Origin of the sequence: Arthrobacter sp. NPDC093125 (assembly GCF_044754225.1) — a bacterium.
Lineage (GTDB): Bacteria > Actinomycetota > Actinomycetes > Actinomycetales > Micrococcaceae > Arthrobacter.
Map to the genome: position 1 here is coordinate 66,169 of NZ_JBIVOQ010000005.1, position 21,642 is coordinate 87,810.

A 21,642-nucleotide genomic window follows, 5' to 3' on the forward strand; every position below is an offset into this window, starting at 1 on the left:
CGCCCGCTGCTAAGGACTGACGGTCGCAAACCGACACGCAGCGCCGCGGACGGAGGGACCGGCTAGGCTGGGGGACTGACACGGGGTGCCGAGCACGGAGCCGGCTGAGATCCAAACCCGTTGAACCTGACCGGTTAGTACCGGCGAAGGGATGTCTTTCTTTGTCTGCAACATCTGCCCTGCCCCTGACAGCTGCCCCGCTTTCGATCGCCACGATGTCTTTTGGTGCAGACATCAGCGGAGAAGCGGCTCCCGTCCACGTTCCGTCCGCCACCCGGCGAGTTCCCCGGGTCCTGGCCATCGCCGGATCAGATCCTTCCGGCGGCGCCGGCATCCAGGCCGACCTGAAAAGTATTGCAGCCCACGGAGGCTACGGGATGGCCGCCATCACCGCGCTGACAGCACAAAACACCCGGGGAGTCAGCGGCGTCCACGTGCCGCCGGCTGACTTCATCGCCGCGCAGCTCGCGGCGGTCAGCGACGACATCGCCGTGGACGCGGTGAAGATCGGCATGCTGGGTGACGCGGAGGTGATCACCGCGGTCCGGAGCTGGCTCGAGAAGGTGCGTCCCGGCGTCGTTGTTCTGGATCCCGTCATGGTTGCCACGAGCGGAGACCGCCTCCTGCAGGAATCCGCCGAGGGGGCACTGCGGGCGCTGCTGCCCCTCGCGGACCTCATCACCCCTAACCTTGCCGAACTGAGCATGCTGCTGGGTGAACAGGAAGCGGCCACCTGGTCCGAGGCCCTGGAACAGGGAAAACGGCTTTCGGCCGAAACCGGGGCGACTGTCCTCGTTAAAGGCGGCCACCTCGAGGACGCTGAGTGCCCGGATGCCCTGGTGAACCCAGGCGGGGCATTGTCGGCGGATGTTGTGGTGGTTGAGGGGCAGCGCGTAGGCACCCGCAACAGCCACGGCACTGGGTGCTCGCTGTCCGCAGCGATGGCGACCGTGCAGGCCCGGCTGGGGGACTGGGAACAGGCCCTCCGAACCGTCAAGCCCTGGCTGGAAGGCGCCCTGCGCGCCTCTGAACAGCTCGAGGTTGGCCACGGCAACGGCCCGATCCACCACTTCCACCATCTGCCGCCGGCGGACCGCACGGCCGATGGCAGCTTCGCCGCGCTGCTCCAGGCAGAGTCCGCCGCAGACCTGACGGCGATTTACGGTCTGGATTTCATCCGCGGGCTGTCGGAGGGGACCCTTCCGGAAAACCAGTTTGCCTACTACCTCGCGCAGGATGCCATCTACCTCAACGGTTATTCGCGGGTCCTCGCCAGGGCCAGTGCCCTCGCCCCCACCGAAGCGGAGCAGCTGTTCTGGGCGCGTTCCTCCCAGCAGTGCCTCGAGGTCGAGTCCGAACTGCACCGAAATTGGCTCAGCACCCGTACAGTCCCTGGCGACCTTGGTCCGGTGACGAAGGCTTACGTGGACCACCTGGTCGCGGCGTCGGCATCCGGCAGCTACGGCGTGCTGGTCGCGGCGGCGCTCCCGTGCTTCTGGCTCTACGCCGAAGTCGGGCAGACCCTGCATACCGGATTCCTGGCTGCCGGCGCCCCGGAACGACACCCCTACGCGGAATGGTTGCGGACCTACGCCGACGAGGGCTTTGCGGCAGCGACCCGGCAGGCCATCGCGATCACGGACGCAGCGGGGCGAAAAGCGTCCGGGGCGGAACGCGGAGAGATGCTCACGGCCTTCCGGCACTCGTGCCGGTTTGAGGTTGAGTTCTTCGACGCGCCACGCCGCTACAGCTGAGCGGGAGCGGACAGTTAAGCCGGTAAGATAAACGCGCATGGTCACGGCAGGCTCGGTGCGAAAGCCCCTGTGGTGCTTATCACGGACAACCCGCCGGGACCAGCCTCATTTGCGGCCGAGGGCAAAATTAGCGTAATCTAGATCTTCGGTGCTTACGCCAACACTTGGGTTATGACCCCGGGAACGGACCATTCGGGACTGTTCTTGGGTTAGCTCACGGATTCCCCCGGGGAATCCACGGCGTTGAGGCACAGCGAGAGCCAGGCCCTACACAATTGGACCCGGGTTCCGCACGCAAATTTAGTAATAAACGTCGAGAGAAGTGAGTTCCCAAGTGGTGTACGCGATTGTCCGCGCAGGCGGCCGCCAAGAGAAGGTTTCCGTTGGAGACTTCGTTACCCTGAACCGCGTCGCCGGTGGAGCCGGCAGCACCATTGAGCTGCCCGCACTGCTCCTGGTTGACGGTGACAAGGTCACGTCTGCTGCGGCGGACCTGGCCAAGGTAACTGTTACGGCTGAGATCCTTCAGGACCTGCGTGGTCCGAAGATCGTCATCCAGAAGTTCAAGAACAAGACCGGTTACAAGAAGCGCCAGGGTCACCGTCAGGAACTGACCAAGGTCAAGATCACCGGTATCCAGTAACTTCTGTTACTGATCAGGTTTCCAGCAGATTCCCCAGAATTTAGAGGCAGGCATTCCAAATGGCACATAAAAAGGGCGCGAGCTCCACTCGCAACGGTCGTGACTCCAACGCACAGTACCTCGGCGTCAAGCGCTTCGGCGGCCAGGTAGTTTCCGCAGGCGAAATCATCGTTCGCCAGCGCGGCACCCACTTCCACCCCGGTGCAGGCGTTGGCCGCGGTGGCGACGACACCCTGTTCGCACTGCAGGCCGGCGCTGTCGAATTCGGCACCCGCCGCGGCCGTCGAGTCGTGAACATCGTTGCTGCTGCAGCTGCAGAGTAACAACTGAACTAAACCGGTGGAGCGGGCCATGATGGCCCGCTCCACTGGTCTTTTAACCGCATTACAATCAATTTGGACGTTCCAACACGGCCAAATTAAGCACAGAGGAGATTCACCGTGGCGAGCTTTGTAGACCGCGTAGTACTGCACGTATCCGGCGGTACCGGCGGCCACGGCTGTGTCTCTGTCCACCGCGAGAAGTTCAAGCCTCTCGGCGGACCCGACGGCGGCAACGGCGGCAACGGCGGCGACGTCATCCTGCGGGTAGACTTCCAAACCACTACGCTGCTGGACTACCACCACGCCCCTCACCGCCACGCCACCAACGGCGGTCCGGGCATGGGCGACTGGCGCGGCGGCAAGAACGGCGAGACCCTGATCCTGCCGGTCCCGGACGGCACGGTCGTCAAGACCAAAGACGGTAAAGTCCTCGCCGACCTCGTGGGCGAAGGCACTGAGTACATTGCAGCCGCCGGTGGCCTGGGCGGGCTAGGCAACGCAGCCCTGTCCTCCCAGAAGCGGCGCGCACCGGGCTTCGCCCTGCTCGGCATCGAGGGCGAGTCCGCCGACATCGTGCTGGAACTGAAGTCCATCGCTGATATCGCACTGGTCGGGTTTCCCTCCGCCGGTAAGTCGAGCCTGATCGCGGCCATGTCCGCTGCCCGGCCCAAAATTGCCGATTACCCCTTCACTACGCTCATTCCGAACCTTGGCGTTGTGCAGGCTGGCGACGTGAGGTTCACCATCGCGGACGTCCCCGGGCTCATCGAAGGCGCAAGCGAAGGCAAGGGCCTGGGGCACAACTTCCTGCGACACGTGGAACGGTGCGCTGCTTTGGTGCACGTTTTGGACTGCGGTACGCTGGAATCTGACCGAGATCCACTCTCCGACCTCGCCATTATCGAAGCCGAACTCGAAAAATATGCCGTTGACATGAGCTATGCCGGCAATGACGGCGAGGTTGTTCCGCTTAACCACCGGCCCCGTTTGGTCGCACTGAACAAGGTGGACCTGCCGGACGGCAAGGACATGGCCGAGTTCGTCCGTCCCGAGCTGGAATCCAGGGGCTACCGCGTGTTCGAGGTTTCCGCCACGAGCCACGAGGGCCTTCGGCAGCTTGGATTTGCCATGGCGGAGATCGTCAAGGCCGCCCGTGACTCGGTGGCGGCCACACCGCCGAAGGTGCATGCCCCGGTACTGCGCCCCCGTGCGGTGAACGAGACCGGCTTCAAGATCCGCCGCGAAGAAAAGAACCTGGAGCCGCTGTTCCGGGTGTTGGGTGAAAAGCCTGTGCGGTGGGTCAAGCAGACTGACTTCACGAATGAGGAAGCCATCGGCTACCTCGCCGACAGGCTTGCGAAGCTTGGCGTGGAAACCGAGCTGTTCAAGCAGGGCGCCAAGCCCGGCGACACCGTGGTAATCGGTGACGACGACGGCGTGGTGTTCGACTGGGAGCCGACGATGATGGCCGGTGCCGAACTGCTGGCATCGCCGCGCGGTACAGATATCCGCTTCGCAGACGTCGGCGACCGCCCCACCCGGACCCAGAAGCGCGAGGAACAGATCGAACGCCGGGAGGCGAAGGCTGCGGCGCGTGCCGAGCTGGAAGCCGAACGCAAGGCGGGCATCTGGACAGAGTCAGTCAGCGGGCGCCGTGCCGCACGGCCGCTCAAGGAGAGTGGACTGAACACCCAACATGAGGAGTGAACCCGCACACGTGTCTGATACGTCCGGAATTGTCATCGAGGAGCCCAAGACCGACCGCCGGAGCATGCTCGCCAGAGCGCGGCGCATCGTCGTCAAGGTCGGATCGTCGTCGCTCACCAGCATCAAGGGCGGAATTTCCGAAGAGGCGCTGATCGAACTCTCCAACACGCTCGCTGCCAAGACCAACGAGGGCACCGAGATCATCCTGGTCTCCTCGGGTGCCATCTCCGCGGGGCTCGCGCCGCTCGGCCTTGAGAAGCGTCCGCGTGACCTTGCCACCCAGCAGGCGGCAGCCAGCGTGGGTCAGGGACTGCTCATGGCCCGTTACACCCACGCGTTCGCCGCCCACGGTGTAACCGTGAGCCAGGTGCTGCTGACGGCGGATGACCTGATGCGGCGCAGCCACCACCTGAATGCGTTCCGGGCACTGAACCGGCTTCTGAACCTCGGCGTCGTGCCCGTCGTCAACGAGAACGACACCGTCGCCACGCACAAGATCCGGTTCGGCGACAACGACCGCCTCTCCGCACTTGTTGCCCACCTGGTGCGCGCGGACGCGCTGATCCTCCTGTCCGACGTCGACTCCCTCTATGACGGACCTCCCTCCAGCGGTGCCAAGCGGATTCCGCAGGTTGACGGACCGGAGGACCTTGAAGGCGTCAACATCGGGAAGACCGGTAAAGCCGGCGTCGGTACCGGCGGCATGCAGACGAAGGTCGAGGCCGCCATCATGGCCGCCGACTCAGGCATTCCGGCTTTGGTCACGTCCACGGGAAATGCCGCCGCGGCCCTCGCCGGCGAGGACGTGGGAACCTGGTTCTCCGTGAACAGCGGCCGCAAGTCCGTGCGCATGATGTGGCTCGCCCACCTCGCGCATGTGCAAGGCCGGCTGCTTCTCGACAACGGCGCCGTAAAGGCTGTGCGGGACAAGGGCGCTTCCCTGCTGCCGGCAGGCATTACGGCCGTTGAAGGCCACTTCGAATCCGGCGACGCCGTAGAAATGGTTGCGCCCGACGGTACCGTGATCGCCCGCGGGCTGGTCAACTACTCGGCCGATGAACTGCCGCAGATGCTGGGGCGTTCCACCGTGGAACTGGGGGAGTCCCTGGGCCGCGGCTTTGACCGTGAAGTTGTTCACGTTGATGACCTGGTTCTGGTCTGACGGACAGACTCACCTAGACTTGAATGATGACTGAGGCACTGATGAACCAAGCAGCAGAGACACCCACCGACGCTACGCAGGTCCCTTCCATGCCGGAAAACAGCCAGCCCACGCCGGCCGAGGTTGAGTCGGCCGTGTACGCCGTCGCGGACCGCGCCCGAGAGGCAGCCCGCAGCATGTCCCGCGCCAACCGTGCGCTGAAGGATAAGGGACTGCGCGCCATCGGCAGCGCCCTGCTCGAGCGGAAGGCCGAAATTCTCGCAGCCAACGTTAAGGACGTCGAAAACGGGCGTGCCAACGGAACCTCCGCGGCACTGCTCGACCGGCTGACCCTGAACGAGGCCCGCATCGAGGCCCTTGCAGCCGCCCTGGAAAACCTCGCCGGACTGCCCGACCCTGTCGGCAATGTGGTCCGCGGCCAGACCCTGCCCAACGGCCTGCGCCTGCGCCAGGTCAACGTGCCCATGGGCGTAGTGGCGGCCATCTACGAAGCGCGCCCCAACGTCACGGTTGATATCGCAGGCCTGGCGCTGAAGAGCGGCAACGCCGTGATCCTGCGCGGCGGAACTGCCGCAGCAGCCACCAACGAAGCCCTCATCGGGGTGCTGCGCGAGGCACTCGTCTCCATCGGCCTGCCCGCCGACGCCGTCCAGACCGTGGACCAGTACGGCCGCGAGGGTGCCAACGTGCTGATGCGCGCCCGCGGCAGGGTCGACGTGCTGATTCCCCGGGGTGGCCGTGAATTGATCCAGACGGTGATCAACAACTCCTCCGTTCCGGTCATCGAGACCGGAGAGGGCAACGTCCACATCTTCATCGACGAGTCCGCCGGCGAAGACATGGCCGTGGAAATCCTCCTGAACGCCAAGACCCAGCGTCCGAGCGTGTGCAACACAGTGGAAACCCTCCTGGTCCACTCCAAGTCGGACGTCCTCCCGGCGGTGGCCTCGGCCCTGGCCAAGGCCGGTGTCCGCCTCCACGCCGATGAGCGTGTCCTGGCGGCACTGCCGGCGTCGGTGGAAGCCGTGCCTGCCACCGATGAGGACTGGGCCACCGAGTACATGGACCTGGACCTCGCGGTTGCCATGGTGGACAGCCTCGACGACGCGGTGCAGCACATCCGCACCTGGACCTCGGGCCACACCGAGGCGATTCTCACCAACGATCTGGCCAACGCCGAGCGGTTCATCGCGGAGATTGATTCGGCCGCGGTGATCGTGAACGCGTCCACGCGCTTTACCGACGGCGGCGAGCTTGGTCTCGGGGCGGAAGTCGGCATCTCCACGCAGAAGCTTCACGCACGGGGGCCCATGGGCCTGACGGAGCTCACCACCACGAAATGGATTGTCCAGGGTGAGGGCCAGGTCCGCGGCTAGCACCGCCGTTATCCGCACCGGCAAAGCGGTAACATAGTACAGAAGTCCGGAACGGCGGGAATTTCCGCCGTCGTCATCCTTTTATTCATTCCTAGGGGAGAAAATGCTGCTCCAGCAGATCGCCGCGTCAGTTGCAGGACACGAAGAGAAGGCCCCGCTGTGGGCCGAGCCATGGGTCTTTGGCGTGTCGATGTTCGCACTCCTTCTGGTGATGATGTTTGTGACGCTCTCCTACACGAACCTGGGCAACCGCCACAGCGCTGTTGACGAGCACGCGGACCCGCACCGCCAGCACCCCAACAAGCACGACCACGGCCAGGGCCACTAACATTTCTGCCGCATTGCACCACGGCAGCCGGCAACGCCGGTTGAGGCTGGGCGTGATGGGTGGGACGTTTGACCCCATTCATCACGGCCACCTCGTGGCTGCCAGCGAGGTCGCCGCAAAGTTCGGGCTGGACGAAGTAGTGTTCGTCCCGACCGGCCAGCCGTGGCAGAAGTCCAGCAAGAAAGTCAGCGAACCGGAGCACCGCTACCTGATGACCGTCATTGCCACGGCATCAAACCCGCGGTTTACGGTCAGCCGTGTAGACGTGGACCGTCCCGGACCCACATACACCATCGATACCCTGCGGGATCTGCGGCGCCAGCGCCCGGACGCCGACCTGTTCTTCATCACCGGCGCGGACGCCCTGGCGCAGATCCTGTCCTGGAAAGACATCGATGAGCTCTGGTCCCTGGCGCACTTCGTTGGGGTCACCCGCCCCGGCCACGAACTTGACGGCATGGGCCGCAAGGATGTCAGCCTCCTGACGGTGCCGGCCATGGCGATTTCCTCAACGGACTGCCGTGCACGAGTGGCCGCCCACAACCCGGTCTGGTACCTCGTTCCCGACGGGGTTGTTCAGTACATCGCGAAATACGGACTGTACGCCGCGCCGCCGGCCGAACAAGACAGCTCCGCGCTTACCGAGACAGACGCAACCGCCAGCACTGAATGAGTTTTCAATGAGTCAGGAACAGCCACCCATCCGCAGCCGCCGTGAACTTCGGAAGGCCAGAGATGCAGCCCAGGGCAAGGTCCGGGAGGCCGGCACCACCGGTGCCGGCGAGGTAGCCCCTGCCTCGAAAGCGGCGGCCGCGGGCCAGCCTGCAGCCAAAGCCCCTGCCGCGAACCAGCCTGCGGCTGCCAAAGCGCCCGCCGGCCAGGCAGCGGCCAAAGCTCCTGCCGCAAAGCAGCCGGCTGCTCCAGCCAACACCGGCCGTGTCCGCCGTGTAGCACCGGGACCGGTGGATTCGGTCCCCGCGGGTCAGGCGGCCGAGCGCTCGTCGCAGGTCCGGGCCAGGGACCGTGCCGCTTTGCGCACCATCAAGGAACTTGCGGAAAAGGAAGGGCAGCTGTCCGGGGGAGGGCCGCCCACGCGCCGCCAGCTGAGGCTGATGGAGCTGGAAAAGGCCGTGACCTCGGCCATTCCCGTGGTGCCGCCTGCTTCCGGCCAACCAAATCCTGCTGCGCCTGCCCAGGGTAAAACCCCTGCAGGTCCGGCGGTTTCTGCTCCGTCAGCCGCACCGGCACGGCCAGCCGTCCAGGGGCAGGCTCCCGCCCAGCCGAAGACGGCTCCCCAGGCGGCCGCGGAGACCCCGCCTGGCATTCCCAACGAATTGCCCGAGGGCATGACTGTTGAGCAGGCCCTCGAAGCCCGTGCGCTCATCGCCGAACAGGCGAAGAACCAGATCGCCAAGATGGAGCACATTGCGGCGACCGATCCTGAAGCCGTGGACCCTGAGATCCTGGCCCAGCAGATCGCGCTGGCGGAACGCGCGGCGATCCTCAACAAGCGGGCCATGGCGAAACAGAAACTCGCCGAAAAGAACACGCCGGCACAGCCGGACAACGGTCCGTCCACTGCCAGCAACCTGGCGATGGTGACGCCGCTGGAGTTTGTCCAGGTGCCGGGCGTGGAGCGCCCGGTCATGAAGCGCCCGGCCACGTCCTACGTTCCTGTCGTCACCAATCCCGGACCGCGCGTACCGGCACGCGGAACCAAGCCGCCAAAGGCCCCCCGTTCAGCCGGCAGTGCACCTTCAACGGGGCGTTCGCGCGTCATCGCACGTGCTGAGGCCGCGGCACGGGCGGCGTCTTCGCCCCCAGCGGCGAAGCCAGCAGCCCGGCAGGCCCCGGCCCCGCAGTCCGCCGCGGCCCCGCCGGCAGCTGCGCCGGACACAGAGTCGAACGAAGAGTTTGCCGCGCTCCCTCCGGTGTCGGCGAAATCCGCCTACGGGCTGGACCCGCTGGACGCCGCCACAGCCGGCCTCGGCCGGGCCAACCGGCTACGGCTGCTGCAGGTGGGAGTACTTGCCCTCGGGCTAATGGCACTCATGGCCGGCATCATCATGATCATCAGCGGACTCTCACGCTGACTTCAGCAACAACACCAGGTTTAACACCACTACAAGGAGTCCCGTGACTGCATCTGATTCATCCATTGCCACAGCCCGACATGCAGCGAAGGCCGCAGCAGACAAGATTGCCCAGGACATTGTGGCTCTGGACGTCAGCGACCGCCTTGCCCTCGCGGATGTCTTCCTGATCGCTTCGGCACCCAGCGAACGCCAGGTCAACGCCATCGTCGACGGCATCGAAGAGGAGCTCCTCAAGCAGGACCTTCGGCCGGTGCGTCGCGAGGGGCGGTCCGCCGGACGCTGGGTACTTCTCGACTATTCGGACGTGGTGATCCACGTCCAGCACGAGGAGGACCGCGTTTTCTACGCGCTTGAGCGGTTGTGGAAGGATTGCCCCGTCGTGGACCTGCATCTCGGGGATGACACCTCAGCGAAAACGGCAGCGGGCTCCGAAACCGAACAGTCCAGCTGAGCCAGGAGTTAATTACGGAGCCGGCCGGGAATATGCCCGATTTGGAATTTTCGGAATCGCTGTTCTAAGATATTTGAGTTGCTTCGGAGAAATCCGGACTGTGGACCGGGCCTGACAGCGGAAGCTGAAGGCGACGAAGCAGCAAAAATACGGGGCTGTGGCGCAGCTGGTAGCGCACCTGCATGGCATGCAGGGGGTCAGGGGTTCGAGTCCCCTCAGCTCCACCGGTAACCGCCGGAACCAGATTCAAGATCTGGTTCCGGCGGTTTTTTGTTTGCTGCCTAGCTTTCCGGCGCATCCGGACGCTGGCTCGGCAGGTATCCCTGGCGCCTTGCTTCCCGCACCAGCAGCCGGATGTTCGCGAACAGCACGGCTTTCACGGCTGCCGGATCCGGCCGGTGCCCAAGTTTCAGCGCGTGTTCGAGTTTGCGGCAGTACCCTTCCAGCCTCAGCGCGCCCGCCATGGCGGATGTCACTCTCAGGCTGACCAGACCTTCGATGGCGTCGGTCTGGTCCTCGCTGGCGAGCCCGCGCAGGATCGTCGCGGCGCGGACGGGCAGCAACTGCAGGTAGTCGTCGATAAACGCCTGAGCCACGCCCGGGTTGGCTTCGTCTGCCAGGGAGCGCAGAACACGGCTGTCCAGCACCGGCAGGTCCTGATCATCAGCCACCGCAGCCTCCCTCGTCTCCATGACCGCACCCCTGTGGAGCGGCTGTCTTGAATACTCCAGCATCGATCTCAAGGCCATGGAAGAGTTCCCGCAACTTCGGCTCAAGACTGTCCATGGCGGGCGGAATGTCCCTCCAGCACCGCCTGCGGGACAGCTGTGGGCCCTCGATTTCGCATCCGGCGGGGTTGTGCATTACGCTATTCAGGTTGCTTCCGGGAAACACCAGCCGGGGATCAATGTACGGGGCTGTGGCGCAGCTGGTAGCGCACCTGCATGGCATGCAGGGGGTCAGGGGTTCGAGTCCCCTCAGCTCCACCACGCAGACAAGGGAAGGACCGTCCGGAAGGACGGTCCTTCTTTTTTTGGGGTCAACGGAACGAAGGGGACTCCCAGGCAGATCGGCCGACACATCGCCGATTAGGATGAGGACTGTGAACCGGAAGCTTCCTTGCTGAACTCCTTGTCGAACGCGGTGCCTGCGCCTGCCAGGACTGCCGATGTTCTGGTCATCGGTGCGGGGCAGGCGGGGCTGTCGGCGGCCTACCATCTGGCCCGCCGCGGCTTCCTGCCCGCCGGACCTGAAGCAGACTCCTCTCTGACCTACCGTGTCCTCGACGCCGAAGAAGGTCCGGGCGGAGCCTGGCGCCACCGCTGGAGGACTCTTCGGATGGCCACCGTCAACGGGATCAGCGATCTGCCGGGGATACCGCAGCCGGAGGTTGACCCCGCCGAGCCCAGCTCTGCGTTTCTCACCCGGTATTTTGACGCCTACGAGCGTCAACTGGGCCTCGCCATCGAGCGGCCCGTGAGGGTCGCCGCAGTATCCCGCGAGGACGATGCGCCGGCCGGGCGCCTGCGGGTGGGGACGTCCGACGGCGAGTGGTCTGTTCGCGCGGTCATCAACGCCACGGGTACATGGACACGGCCGTTCTGGCCCATCTATCCGGGCCGGTCCACCTTCAAAGGGCGGCAGCTGCACGTGGCCGATTACGTTTCCGCTGAGGAGTTCCGGGGCCGGCATGTCATCGTGGTCGGCGGCGGTATCTCTGCCGTCGGGCTGCTGGACGAAATCTCGCGCGCGACCTCCACCAGTTGGTTCACCCGGAGGGAACCTGTTTGGCGCGACACCGAGTTCGACCGCAAGGCGGGACACGACGCCGTCGCCCTCGTGGAGGAGCGCGTCCGGCTGGGTCTTCCGCCCCAGAGCGTTGTCTCCGTCACCGGACTCCTCTGGACGCCGACGCTCCGCGCGGCTGCGGCGCGGGGCGTCCTAAAGCGGCGTCCCATGTTCAGCGCCATAGAGCCCGACGGCGTCCGGCTGGCAGACGGAGGATTCCTCGCCGCCGATGTCATCCTGTGGGCTACCGGCTTCCGCGCCGAGCTGGAACACCTGGCGCCGCTGCACCTGCGCGGGCCTGGCGGCGGCATCGCCATGAACGGCACCCAGGTGGCAGCGGAACCGCGTGTGCATCTGGTGGGCTACGGGCCGTCGTCGTCCACCATCGGCGCCAACCGTGCCGGACGCGCCGCCGTCACCGCGCTTCTGAATTTTTTCGGCGCAGCCGTTGCAGCGGGACGGCAATCGGTGAAGCCGGATGCACGGTAAGTTTGCCCGGGGTGTCTTCCCGGTTGGCAGGAACATCGGGCACAGAGAGCGGCAACGAAGAGGCGGCAGCAGTACGTGACGGAAAACAGTCTGATGAATCTCCTGGGTGGACTGCGGAGACACCCCGATGTCGAGGCGCCGAACCTGCAGGCATGGGACGCCACGGACACGCTCCTGCTGGAGGCCGCGGCGGACCATCTGACGCCGGAAAGCACCGTCACGGTCATCGGTGACCGTTACGGGGCACTCACCCTCGGCATGCTTGCCGGGGCATCATTCCAGGCACCGGCGCGGGTTCGGGTGCACCAGGATCTCATCACAGGGGAACGGGCGCTGCGGAACAACGCGGCTGCGCTTGGCGTCGACGGCGGCTTTGAGCAGCTGCCCCTTGAAGAAGGCCTCCTGCGTGATGCCGACCTCGTTCTGCTGCAGCTGCCCAGAACCCTTGGCGAGCTCGAGGAGATTTCCGACGCCGTCGCGCGGTACGCGCCGCCGGGGACGGTGCTGCTGGCCGGCGGCCGCGTAAAGCATATGTCCCTCGGGATGAATACCGTTCTGGGGCGTTACTTCGAAACGGTCCAGCCTCAGCTGGCACGCCAGAAGTCCCGGCTCCTTGTGGCCTCCGTACCGCGGGCCGTGCAGCCGCAACCTCCGTACCCGGTGACCGAGCACAACGCGGAGCTTGACCTCAAGGTCTGCGCCCACGGCGCTGTCTTTGCCGGTACGCGGCTGGATATCGGCACACGGTTCTTATTGAAGTTTCTTCCGGAACTTCCCGCGGCAAGCACGGCGGTGGACCTGGGGTGCGGGACCGGGATACTGGCTGCAATGTACGCGCGCACCCACCCGGCGTCGGCAGTTATAGCGACAGACCGCTCAGCAGCCGCCACCGCTTCCGCCGCAGCCACGGCCGCGGCGAACGGCCTGGGCGGGCAAATCAGCGTGCTGCAGGATGATGCCATGGAGTCGGCCCCGGCGGGCAGTGCCGACCTTGTGCTGCTAAATCCTCCTTTCCACCTGGGTGCCAGCGTGCACGCAGGCGCCGGCATCAAGATGTTCGAGGCGGCTGCCCGTGTGCTGGCTCCGGGCGGGGAGCTGTGGACAGTCTTCAACAGCCACCTGCCGTACCTGCCCGCCCTGGAGAGCCTGGTGGGACCCACCCGCGTCAAAGGCAGAAACCCGAAATTCACGGTGGCCGTGAGCGTCAAAAGGCAGTAAGCCAGGCCTTCCTTGCGGCCAGGTCGCTCCTGGTCCAGCCCCGGGCGTGGGACATACCCGTATACCCGCAGGTAACGTACGATTCAGTCATCGATAGCTTCCCGCCCGACGATGCTTAGGGGATTCATTGACCGAGATCCGCCAACCCTCACCGAGGCGCGGAACCAACCTGCCCCGCATGGGTGACTTCAACCTGACAGTCATCCTCGACGCGGTCCGGCGCTCGTCCGGAGGGCTCAGCCGCGTCGAGCTGGCGCAGATCGTCGGCCTGTCCCCACAGACCATCTCCAACATTTCCCGCCGGCTGCTGGACCAGAACCTCATAGTCGAAGCGGGCAAGGAGGGGAGCGGACCAGGCAAACCGCGGACCATCCTTCGCCTGAACCCTTCCGGAATGTACGCGGTGGGGGTGCACCTGGATCCGGCCGTGTCGACGTTTGTGCTGTTGGATCTCGTCGGTGCGGTGGTGCAGCACTCACAGATCAGGACTCCGGATAACGGCAAACCTGATGCCGTCATCGGCGCCATTGCGGCTGAAATCGAACAACTGACCCAGTCGTCCGGTGTGGACCGGACCAAGATCGCCGGGCTGGGCGTCGCCGCCCCGGGTCCCATCGACCATGACCACGGAACCGTCGTGGAGCCCCCGCTGCTGAGCGGCTGGGACCGTGTTCCGCTACGGAGCGCCCTGGCGGACGCCACCGGCCTGGAGGTCCTGATGGACAAGGATGTGACCAGCGCCGCCGTCGCGGAGACCTGGGCGGGCGGGGCCAGCGGCACCGGCAGCTTCATTTTCATGTACATGGGCACCGGCATCGGCTGCGGCATCGTGCTCAATGACGAGGTGGTCCGCGGCACCTCGGGCAACGCCGGGGAAATCGGCCACATCATCGTCGACCCGGACGGTCCGCCCTGTGACTGCGGCCTGCGAGGGTGTGTGAAGTCTTCCTGCATCCCGCAGGTCCTAGTGGCTGACGCCCGGGCTGCGGGAGTTCTTGAGGGGACCGGCCCGTTGTCCGGTCCGGCGGTGCAGGAAGGCTTCGCCCGGCTGTGCGAGGCTGCCGAGACCGGAAACAGCGCGGCTGCCGCCATCATTGACAGGTCCGCCGTGCTGGTCGCCCGCGCTGCCGCCGTTGTGGCCAACACGCTCGACGTTGACCGCGTGGTTTTCGGCGGGCCGTTCTGGGGTCCGCTGTCCAAGCGCTACCTTGAGCTGGTTCCCGAACTGATCCGGCAAAACAGCGATGCGGGAAACATTCACGGCATCGAAGTGGTGGGAACCGGGGTGGGGGAGGACGTGGGCGCAGTGGGTGCTGCGTCCCTGGTTCTGGAGCACACGCTCGCGCCCCGGGCCCAGCGCCTGCTGCTTGAGGGATGAACCCGGCGCCTCAGTTATTCTGCGTGGGAAGATTCAGTCGATGTCTTCGACGATGGTTCCGTAGGGGATGGTGTCATCGAGGTGCGCCTGGTGGCCGCGCGGGACATAGAGCACACGGACACCGTGGAGCTTGTCGGCGGCGGACTGCATGAGGACCGGACGTACCATGTCAACAAAGCTCTCGTCCTTGTCGGCAAGATATTCCTGGTAGCTCGGCGGTAGCTGGATCATGGCAAAAGAATAGACCTGATCCTGCTCCAAAGGGAGGGCCTTGCGGGGCAGCAGCGAACAAAATTCTGCAGCAGGCGGTAAACCAGGCGTAAGAATGCGTCTTAATTCGACTTCCGGCTTGAACCGGTCCTGTGGCTGCTCCTAGAGTTCTATACAAGTTACCGAGGTAACGTGTCAGCGATCCTCCGCTGCGGTGGTGCCACACGGCATCCGCCAAGGAGGGTGTGGGTGCCCCCATGTGGGCCTGACATTTGCTCACGGACTTGCTTCTTTTCAGGCGTAACAGTCGCGGCTGCGCCCTGCCGAAGTTGGTTCCGTGTTCCCCAAACTCAATTCATTGACCGCATACTGCACGGGCCTCACCGCCAGGGCAGTCCCGCCTTCAATGGCCCATAGCCAAGGACGCAAATGTCACCACCTAGCCTTATTGAGACACATCCAAATCTTTCTGACGCTGCCCCCGTTGCGCTGTCCTATGAACTTTTTCCGCCGCGTTCGCCTGCGGCGGCCGAAACGCTCTGGACCACCATCCGGGAGCTTGAAACCACTGACCCTGACTACGTCAGCGTCACGTATGGTGCCAGCGGCTCCAACCGGGACACCGCCGTCGAACTTATCAACCGGCTCGTGCTGGAGACCACTCTCCGGCCGTTGGCCCACCTGACCTGTGTGGGAAACACGCCGACCGAACTTGCCGAGATCATCGGCGAGCTCCTCGACGCCGGCGTCCGCGGCATTCTGGCCCTTCGCGGGGACCAGCCCAAGGACAGCGGCGAACCCGTCAGCGGCTCTCTGCGCTACGCCCAGGACCTGATCGAACTCATCCGGCGCGTGGAGCAGCGGCGGTCGGCCCTGCTGTGCGCCGGCAAGGTGGCCGTGGGCGTGGCAGCCTACCCCACGCGACACCCCGAATCCCCGAGCGAGGCGCACGACGTCGAGGTGCTGCTGGCCAAGCAGCGTTCCGGTGCGGATTTCGCCATCACCCAGGTGTTCTTCCGCCCGGAGCAGTACGCGGACCTCATCGCCAGGGCGCGCCGGGCGGGCGTCACCATCCCCATCATCCCGGGCGTCATGCCGCTCACGAGCCTGCGGCGGCTGAAGCGCCTCGGCGAGCTGACCGGCGTCGAACCTGCGCCGGAACTCATCGCACGGCTGGCCGCCGCCGATTCGGACGCAGAGCGCACGCGCATCGGCGTCAGCGCCACGGTGGACCTGGCCAACGCTGCCCTGGACGCCGGAGCCCCCGGCCTCCACCTGTACACGTTCAACGAACACCAGAGCGCCATGGAAGTCCTCGACAAGCTCTCGCTTGCCAGGCCGGCACGCGCCACCAGCCGCCTCAACGCAATGGGCCGCCGTCAGCTGGCCAGCTGACACCACTGCCAGCTGACACCCGCGCACTGACAACCAAGACCTGCAAAAACTTTCCCAACGATTCAAGGAATCTGCCATGACTGAACAGAACACCGCGTTCCCGTCCGCCTCCATCCTCGGATACCCCCGCATCGGCCGCCGCCGCGAACTCAAGAAGGCCGTCGAAGCCTACTGGGCCGGCAAGATCGACGCCGCCGCCCTTGACGCCGCCGCCAAGGAAATCCAGCTGGGCACCGCCAAGCGCCTGCAGGCCCTGGGCCTGACCGAGCCGGCCGCCGTTCCGGGCACGTTCTCCTACTACGACCAGGTGCTCGACGCCGCTGCGCACGTCGGTGCAGTTCCGGCCCGCTTCGGCAACCTCCTCAACGCCGAGGGACAGCTGGACATCGACGGCTACTTCACCCTGGCCCGCGGCAACAAGGACCAGCAGCCGCTGGAAATGACCAAGTGGTTTGACACCAACTACCACTACCTGGTGCCGGAAATCGGCCCGGAGACCAACTTCACGCTGACCTCGAACCGCATCGTTGAAGAGTTCGAATACGCGTTGGCCAACGGCGTGGAAACCCGCCCCTACATCGTGGGCCCCGTCACCTTCCTGCTGCTGAGCAAGGCTTCCGACGACGCCCCCGCCGGCTTCAGCCCGCTGTCACGCCTCGAGGACGTCCTGCCGGTCTACACCGCCCTGCTCGAGAAGCTGGCCGCCGCCGGCGCCAGCTGGGTGCAGCTGGACGAGCCCGCCCTGGTGGTTGACCAGGACACCCCGGAGCAGGAGATCCAGGCAGCGGTTGCCCGCTCCTACGAGGTCCTCTCCACTGCGGCCAAGCGCCCCCAGCTGTTCGTCTCCACGCCGTACGGCGCCCTGAACGGCCAGCTCGGCACCCTCGCCGCCACCAACATCGACGCCCTGCACATCGATGTCTTCAAGGGCGCCGTCCCCTCCGCCGCGGCACTGGCAGCACTGGGCTCCAAGACCCTGGTTGCCGGCGTCGTGGACGGCCACAACATCTGGCGCAACGACCTGCAGGCCTCGGCGGACAAGATCGCCGAACTGCGCAAGAGCGTGGCCAAGCTGGCCATCAGCACCTCCACCTCCACCCAGCACGTCCCGCACGACGTCGAGGAAGAAGTTCAGCTGTCGGAGCAGCTGCGCAGCTGGCTGGCTTTCGCCGACCAGAAGGCCGTCGAGGTCGTCACCCTGGCCGGTCTGCTGACCGACGCTGCAGCCGTGCAGCCTGCCATCGACGAAGCCAGCCGCATCATCGCCTCCCGCGCCCAGGCCGAAGGCGTGCAGCGTGCCGACGTCCGTGCCCGCACCGCGGCCCTGACCTCCGCCGACTTCAACCGCTCCGAGTACGGTGTGCGTGAAGCAGCACAGGAGAAGGCTCTCGCCCTGCCGCCGCTGCCCACCACCACCATCGGTTCGTTCCCGCAGACGTCCGAGATCCGCACCGCCCGTGCCCGCGCCAACAAGGGTGACCTCACCACGGAGCAGTACGAGCAGCTCATGAAGGATGAGATCAAGCGTGTCGTGGACCTGCAGGAAGAGCTTGGCTTCGATGTCCTGGTGCACGGCGAGCCCGAGCGCAACGACATGGTCCAGTACTTTGCCGAAAACCTTGAAGGCTTCGACGTCACGGTCCACGGCTGGGTCCAGTCCTACGGCTCACGCTGCACCCGTCCGTCCATCCTCTGGGGCGACGTGACACGCAGCGCCCCCATTACGGTGGAGTGGGCCAAGTACGCGCAGTCCCTGACCAACAAGTTCATGAAGGGCATGCTCACCGGACCGGTCACGATCCTCGCCTGGTCGTTCGTCCGCGATGACCAGCCGCTGGGGGAGACCGCCAACCAGGTTGCCCTGGCCCTGCGCGACGAGATCGCCGACCTCGAGGCCGCCGGCATCAAGATCATCCAGGTGGACGAGCCCGCACTGCGCGAGCTACTGCCGCTGCGCAAGGCCGACCAGCCCGCGTACCTGGACTGGTCCGTCAACTCGTTCCGCCTGTCCACCGCCGGCGTAGCTGACGAAACCCAGATCCACACGCACCTGTGCTACTCGGAATTCGGTGCCATCATCGACGCCATCGACGGCCTGGACGCCGACGTGACCTCAATCGAGGCGGCCCGCTCCCGCATGGAGGTCGTCCACGACCTCGAGTCCCACGGCTTTGGCCGCGGCGTGGGCCCGGGCGTGTACGACATCCACTCGCCGCGTGTTCCGGGTGAGCAGGAAGTGACCGAGCTTCTCAGCACGGCCGTCAAGCACGTTCCGTCGCGCCAGCTCTGGGTCAACCCGGACTGCGGCCTGAAGACCCGCGGCTACGCCGAGACCGAAGAGTCCCTGCGCAACCTGGTTAAGGCCACCAAGACAGTCCGCGCCGAAGTGCTCGAAGGCGCAAAATAGGAATGTAGCCGCTGATCGAGCTTGAGACGCCGACGGCGGGCGGTCACCTTGGGGTGACCGCCCGCCGTCGGCGTTTAACTGGAGCCGTGGTTGAGCTTGCCGAACCTCAGGACTCCCAGACGATCTCGTCGTCCACGACGCCGTCCTCATCCGCCGACGCCACCAGCACCTCGTCAGTGAAGTGCTGGCCGAGAGTGAAGTCGAGGACGAAGTAGCGTTCGGGCTGGCCGGGGAAAATGCCGACGTGACCCAGTTTCAGGGCCTTAAGGAAGACTGCGCTGGTGAGCTGGCTCTTGTCCGTAACGCCGAAAACCTTCTGCAGGTACTCGTCCTTGAGCGCGTTGCTGTGGAAGCGGAGATACTCGTGGGGGCTCGTGCCTTCCTGCTCCAGCTCTTCGGCGATCATCTCGCGGACCTCGTCCACGAGCTCGGGGAGGTAGCGCAGGCGGTAGTCCACCTTGTGCATGGCGGCCTCATCGAAGTGGTCATTCGCCGTGATGTTCAGGTCCAGCTCAAGTCGCTGGCCGGCCAGCTCATGCTCAGTGGCAATGTTGTGGTCACTGCCGTGGTTGAGCTCGATCTCTCCGAAGTGCTGGCTGGCTACCTTGGTCATATCTTCAACATAGACCCGAAAAGCGGAGCATTCCAGCATCGGTCCCTATTTATCTGAAGAGCTCAGACTGGCGAGGGTGTCGGCCAGGAGGTCAACGAAGAGCTGCACCCGGGCGGTTTTCCTCTCATTGATCAGCAACGCAAAGACGTTCCGGGCCAGCCGGATCTCCGGGACATCGAGCACCACCACGCCAGGCGGGCGGTGCCGCAACGCAAGCTCGGGCACCAATGCCGCTCCCAGGCCGGCGGCGGCCATTTCCAGGCTCGCGTGGAAGTCATCGCTGTAGGCAACGACGCGCGGATGCAGGTTGCAGCTGGCAAAGAGCCGTTCAATCACTGTTGCGTCGCTCGTGCCCGGGTGGTGCATGATCCACGGCATGTCCGAGAGATGGTCTGCCGCAACCTTGGCCTCGGTGCGGAAGCCCCAGCCGCTGGGCAGGACCACACGGAAGTTGTCGTCGCCGATCCACTGCCGGTTGATGGTGTGAGGCCACGCGAGTCCCGACTGGCCCACCTGGTACACAAGCGCCACATCCACGTCCCCGCCGGTGCGGAGCCCCTGGATGGTCTGCGCCGGCTCGGCAACTGAAACGCGCAGGTCGATGCCAAGATCCTTCCAGGCCGGCTTCTTCAGAATCGCGGGAAGAACATAGGTGGCGAGGCTGGGAAAGATGCCGAGCCGCAGCTCCTGGCTCGTGGTGTCGTGGGTCTTGGAGGCGGCGGCCATCAGGGCCTCAATGTCGGTGAGCACCTTTGCGGCATGCCGGGCCATCACGAATGCGGCGTCGGTGGGGACCACGCTGCGGGCCGCCCGCTGGAACAGGCGGACTCCGGTGTCCCGCTCCAGGGCGGTCATCTGCTGGGACACGGCGGAGGCCGTGTAGCCAAGCCGGCTCGCTGCAGCCGCGAAGGATCCCAGCCTGGTCACTTCCAGCAGGGTCCTCAGATGTACGGGGTTGACCACCAGCCCACACTACTCCGCCTCAAACACAGGCGGGAAAACAACGGGTGGCTGCAGTCCGGGTTCGCTTGATCACATTCAAGGGCCGGAAGGTTGCCTTCAGCCCTGTTCGTTGTGCCCGGCACCACAGCAAAACGGCCCCCGCACCTGCCGCGACACGCCGTGCTACCCAGCGACACGCTGGCGTTTAAATGTGTGCAACTACTCCACAGGGTGTGGATGCCGTACGCCAAAATCGCGGAAATCCGGACATTTTGAAGCCCCCGGCCTGTGGATTAAAAGTGCATTAAATGACATACTTGTAATACATCATCTTGGGGTCTCATCCGAGGCCGTGCACTACATGTAGTATCGACATACAGATTGAGCGGGAGACCGGCGCAGCCAGTACTGGACAGTAGGTCCGGCAGAGTCCACCGCAATGATGGCAGAGATTTTGAATACAGAGACCCGAACCAGGTCTTAGAAGAGTGCAGCAGCAGTGACTTCAACAAAGGGGACAGGAACCATGACCGTTACGGTTTACACCAAGCCGGCCTGTGTACAGTGCAACGCGACGTACCGTGCGCTGGATAAGAAGGGCATCGCCTACCAGAGCGTGGACATCTCCCAGGACGCGGACGCCCTTGAGCGCCTGAAGTCGCTCGGTTACATGCAGGCCCCGGTCGTGGTTACGGACCAGGACCATTGGTCAGGTTTCCGCCCGGACAAGATCGAAGAGCTGGCGCTGAGCGCCTCTGCTTCGGTGGCATAGGGCGGCACCACGCCGTTTCAGGCAGAGAATTCCCAAGTAGGTGAGGTGACTCCCATGGCCGCGCCGGCACTAGCCGATGCGCCGGTCGCAGCCCAGGCTGCTGACGCGACGCCTTTGAACAGGACGCCCGTGAACCAGACGCCTGTCACCCAGACACACAGCCGCCTCATCTACTTCTCCTCGGCCTCCGAGAACACCAGGCGCTTCATCGAGAAACTGGGTTCGGACGCCGCGAGGATCCCGCTGCATGCGAAGGACGAGTCCCTCGTTGCCTGTGAGCCGTTCGTGCTCGTGGTCCCCACGTACGGCGGAACCGGCGGCGAAGGCTCCGTACCCAAGCAGGTCATCAGGTTCCTGAACAACCCGCAGAACCGCGGCCTGCTCCGGGGCGTTATTGGGGCCGGCAACACGAATTTCGGTGACAACTACTGCATGGCGGGCGACATCATTGCGGCCAAGTGCAAGGTTCCGCACCTGTACCGCTTTGAACTTATGGGCACGCCAGAAGACGTGACCCGCGTACAAAAAGGATTGGAAGAGTTTTGGACACGACTGTCGCAGACACAGAAGTAACCAGGCCCGGAGGGAAG

At 65.0% G+C, this 21,642-nt stretch carries 21 protein-coding genes, 2 tRNA genes and 1 riboswitch; of the genes, 19 read left to right on the top strand and 4 right to left on the bottom strand.

The window, feature by feature from the left end; translation table 11 throughout:
• Nucleotides 1-71: 71 nt before the first annotated feature.
• A riboswitch (TPP riboswitch) is annotated at nucleotides 72-169 on the top strand.
• Nucleotides 170-215: 46 nt separating this feature from the next.
• From thiD to ACIP9X_RS11975, 11 genes are all read left to right on the top strand, one after another.
• Nucleotides 216-1,754: a bifunctional hydroxymethylpyrimidine kinase/phosphomethylpyrimidine kinase gene (gene thiD, locus ACIP9X_RS11925; protein WP_400480151.1), complete on the top strand. Its 1,539-nt coding sequence runs from the start codon at nucleotides 216-218 to the stop codon at nucleotides 1,752-1,754.
• A gap of 334 nt (nucleotides 1,755-2,088) precedes the next feature.
• A complete protein-coding gene (gene rplU, locus ACIP9X_RS11930; RefSeq protein ID WP_079596325.1) occupies nucleotides 2,089-2,397 on the top strand; it encodes a 50S ribosomal protein L21 in 309 nt (102 codons plus the stop codon).
• Between the two features lie 59 nt (nucleotides 2,398-2,456).
• Nucleotides 2,457-2,720, top strand: a complete 264-nt coding sequence (gene rpmA / locus ACIP9X_RS11935) for a 50S ribosomal protein L27 (RefSeq protein ID WP_003803426.1) — start codon at nucleotides 2,457-2,459, stop codon at nucleotides 2,718-2,720.
• A gap of 117 nt (nucleotides 2,721-2,837) precedes the next feature.
• Complete coding sequence (gene obgE, locus ACIP9X_RS11940; protein ID WP_400479954.1) at nucleotides 2,838-4,427, top strand: GTPase ObgE; 1,590 nt, start codon at nucleotides 2,838-2,840, stop codon at nucleotides 4,425-4,427.
• A 64-nt stretch (nucleotides 4,428-4,491) separates the two neighbouring features.
• Nucleotides 4,492-5,589, top strand: coding sequence for a glutamate 5-kinase (proB, locus tag ACIP9X_RS11945; RefSeq protein WP_400480152.1), 1,098 nt, complete (start codon nucleotides 4,492-4,494; stop codon nucleotides 5,587-5,589).
• Between the two features lie 26 nt (nucleotides 5,590-5,615).
• Nucleotides 5,616-6,965 (top strand): glutamate-5-semialdehyde dehydrogenase, encoded by a 1,350-nt coding sequence (locus ACIP9X_RS11950; protein WP_400479955.1) that lies wholly within the window; start codon nucleotides 5,616-5,618, stop codon nucleotides 6,963-6,965.
• A 103-nt stretch (nucleotides 6,966-7,068) separates the two neighbouring features.
• The gene (locus ACIP9X_RS11955) at nucleotides 7,069-7,293 is read left to right on the top strand and encodes a hypothetical protein (protein ID WP_400479956.1); all 225 of its coding nucleotides are present in this window, start codon (nucleotides 7,069-7,071) and stop codon (nucleotides 7,291-7,293) included.
• A 13-nt stretch (nucleotides 7,294-7,306) separates the two neighbouring features.
• Complete coding sequence (gene nadD, locus ACIP9X_RS11960; protein WP_400479957.1) at nucleotides 7,307-7,966, top strand: nicotinate-nucleotide adenylyltransferase; 660 nt, start codon at nucleotides 7,307-7,309, stop codon at nucleotides 7,964-7,966.
• Nucleotides 7,967-7,973: 7 nt separating this feature from the next.
• Nucleotides 7,974-9,386: a hypothetical protein gene (locus tag ACIP9X_RS11965; RefSeq protein ID WP_400479958.1), complete on the top strand. Its 1,413-nt coding sequence runs from the start codon at nucleotides 7,974-7,976 to the stop codon at nucleotides 9,384-9,386.
• Between the two features lie 43 nt (nucleotides 9,387-9,429).
• Nucleotides 9,430-9,840, top strand: coding sequence for a ribosome silencing factor (gene rsfS / locus ACIP9X_RS11970; protein WP_400479959.1), 411 nt, complete (start codon nucleotides 9,430-9,432; stop codon nucleotides 9,838-9,840).
• A 151-nt stretch (nucleotides 9,841-9,991) separates the two neighbouring features.
• Nucleotides 9,992-10,064 (top strand) — tRNA-Ala (locus ACIP9X_RS11975).
• A 57-nt stretch (nucleotides 10,065-10,121) separates the two neighbouring features.
• Here ACIP9X_RS11975 and ACIP9X_RS11980 read toward each other — a convergent pair.
• Entirely contained in the window at nucleotides 10,122-10,511 is a 390-nt protein-coding gene (locus tag ACIP9X_RS11980; RefSeq protein ID WP_400479960.1) for a hypothetical protein, read from the bottom strand.
• A gap of 242 nt (nucleotides 10,512-10,753) precedes the next feature.
• On the opposite strand from ACIP9X_RS11980, the gene ACIP9X_RS11985 reads away from it, so the two are divergent.
• The 4 genes from ACIP9X_RS11985 to ACIP9X_RS12000 all read left to right on the top strand — a co-directional run bounded on the left by ACIP9X_RS11985 (nucleotide 10,754) and on the right by ACIP9X_RS12000 (nucleotide 14,713).
• Nucleotides 10,754-10,829, top strand: a tRNA-Ala gene (locus ACIP9X_RS11985).
• Nucleotides 10,830-10,959: 130 nt separating this feature from the next.
• Entirely contained in the window at nucleotides 10,960-12,117 is a 1,158-nt protein-coding gene (locus ACIP9X_RS11990) for an NAD(P)-binding domain-containing protein (RefSeq protein WP_400479961.1), read from the top strand.
• Between the two features lie 75 nt (nucleotides 12,118-12,192).
• Complete coding sequence (locus ACIP9X_RS11995; protein ID WP_400479962.1) at nucleotides 12,193-13,335, top strand: class I SAM-dependent methyltransferase; 1,143 nt, start codon at nucleotides 12,193-12,195, stop codon at nucleotides 13,333-13,335.
• Nucleotides 13,336-13,513: 178 nt separating this feature from the next.
• Nucleotides 13,514-14,713 (top strand): ROK family protein, encoded by a 1,200-nt coding sequence (locus ACIP9X_RS12000; RefSeq protein WP_400479963.1) that lies wholly within the window; start codon nucleotides 13,514-13,516, stop codon nucleotides 14,711-14,713.
• Nucleotides 14,714-14,746: 33 nt separating this feature from the next.
• Here the strand turns inward: ACIP9X_RS12000 and ACIP9X_RS12005 are convergent, their stop codons facing one another.
• Nucleotides 14,747-14,944 carry a hypothetical protein gene (locus tag ACIP9X_RS12005; RefSeq protein WP_400479964.1) on the bottom strand — a complete coding sequence of 66 codons (198 nt, stop codon included), beginning with the start codon at nucleotides 14,942-14,944 and terminating at the stop codon, nucleotides 14,747-14,749.
• 408 nt (nucleotides 14,945-15,352) lie between these two features.
• Between ACIP9X_RS12005 and ACIP9X_RS12010 the strand changes: the two genes are divergently transcribed.
• Nucleotides 15,353-16,318: a methylenetetrahydrofolate reductase gene (locus tag ACIP9X_RS12010; RefSeq protein WP_400479965.1), complete on the top strand. Its 966-nt coding sequence runs from the start codon at nucleotides 15,353-15,355 to the stop codon at nucleotides 16,316-16,318.
• A 76-nt stretch (nucleotides 16,319-16,394) separates the two neighbouring features.
• Nucleotides 16,395-18,725: a 5-methyltetrahydropteroyltriglutamate--homocysteine S-methyltransferase gene (gene metE / locus ACIP9X_RS12015; RefSeq protein WP_400479966.1), complete on the top strand. Its 2,331-nt coding sequence runs from the start codon at nucleotides 16,395-16,397 to the stop codon at nucleotides 18,723-18,725.
• Between the two features lie 106 nt (nucleotides 18,726-18,831).
• Here metE and ACIP9X_RS12020 read toward each other — a convergent pair whose 3' ends face one another.
• Complete coding sequence (locus ACIP9X_RS12020; RefSeq protein ID WP_400479967.1) at nucleotides 18,832-19,338, bottom strand: DUF2004 domain-containing protein; 507 nt, start codon at nucleotides 19,336-19,338, stop codon at nucleotides 18,832-18,834.
• A gap of 45 nt (nucleotides 19,339-19,383) precedes the next feature.
• Complete coding sequence (locus ACIP9X_RS12025) at nucleotides 19,384-20,301, bottom strand: LysR family transcriptional regulator (RefSeq protein WP_400479968.1); 918 nt, start codon at nucleotides 20,299-20,301, stop codon at nucleotides 19,384-19,386.
• Nucleotides 20,302-20,806: 505 nt separating this feature from the next.
• Between ACIP9X_RS12025 and nrdH the strand changes: the two genes are divergently transcribed.
• A complete protein-coding gene (nrdH, locus tag ACIP9X_RS12030) occupies nucleotides 20,807-21,052 on the top strand; it encodes a glutaredoxin-like protein NrdH (protein WP_076802586.1) in 246 nt (81 codons plus the stop codon).
• 54 nt (nucleotides 21,053-21,106) lie between these two features.
• The gene (nrdI, locus tag ACIP9X_RS12035; RefSeq protein ID WP_400479969.1) at nucleotides 21,107-21,625 is read left to right on the top strand and encodes a class Ib ribonucleoside-diphosphate reductase assembly flavoprotein NrdI; all 519 of its coding nucleotides are present in this window, start codon (nucleotides 21,107-21,109) and stop codon (nucleotides 21,623-21,625) included.
• Nucleotides 21,626-21,642 lie beyond the last annotated feature (17 nt).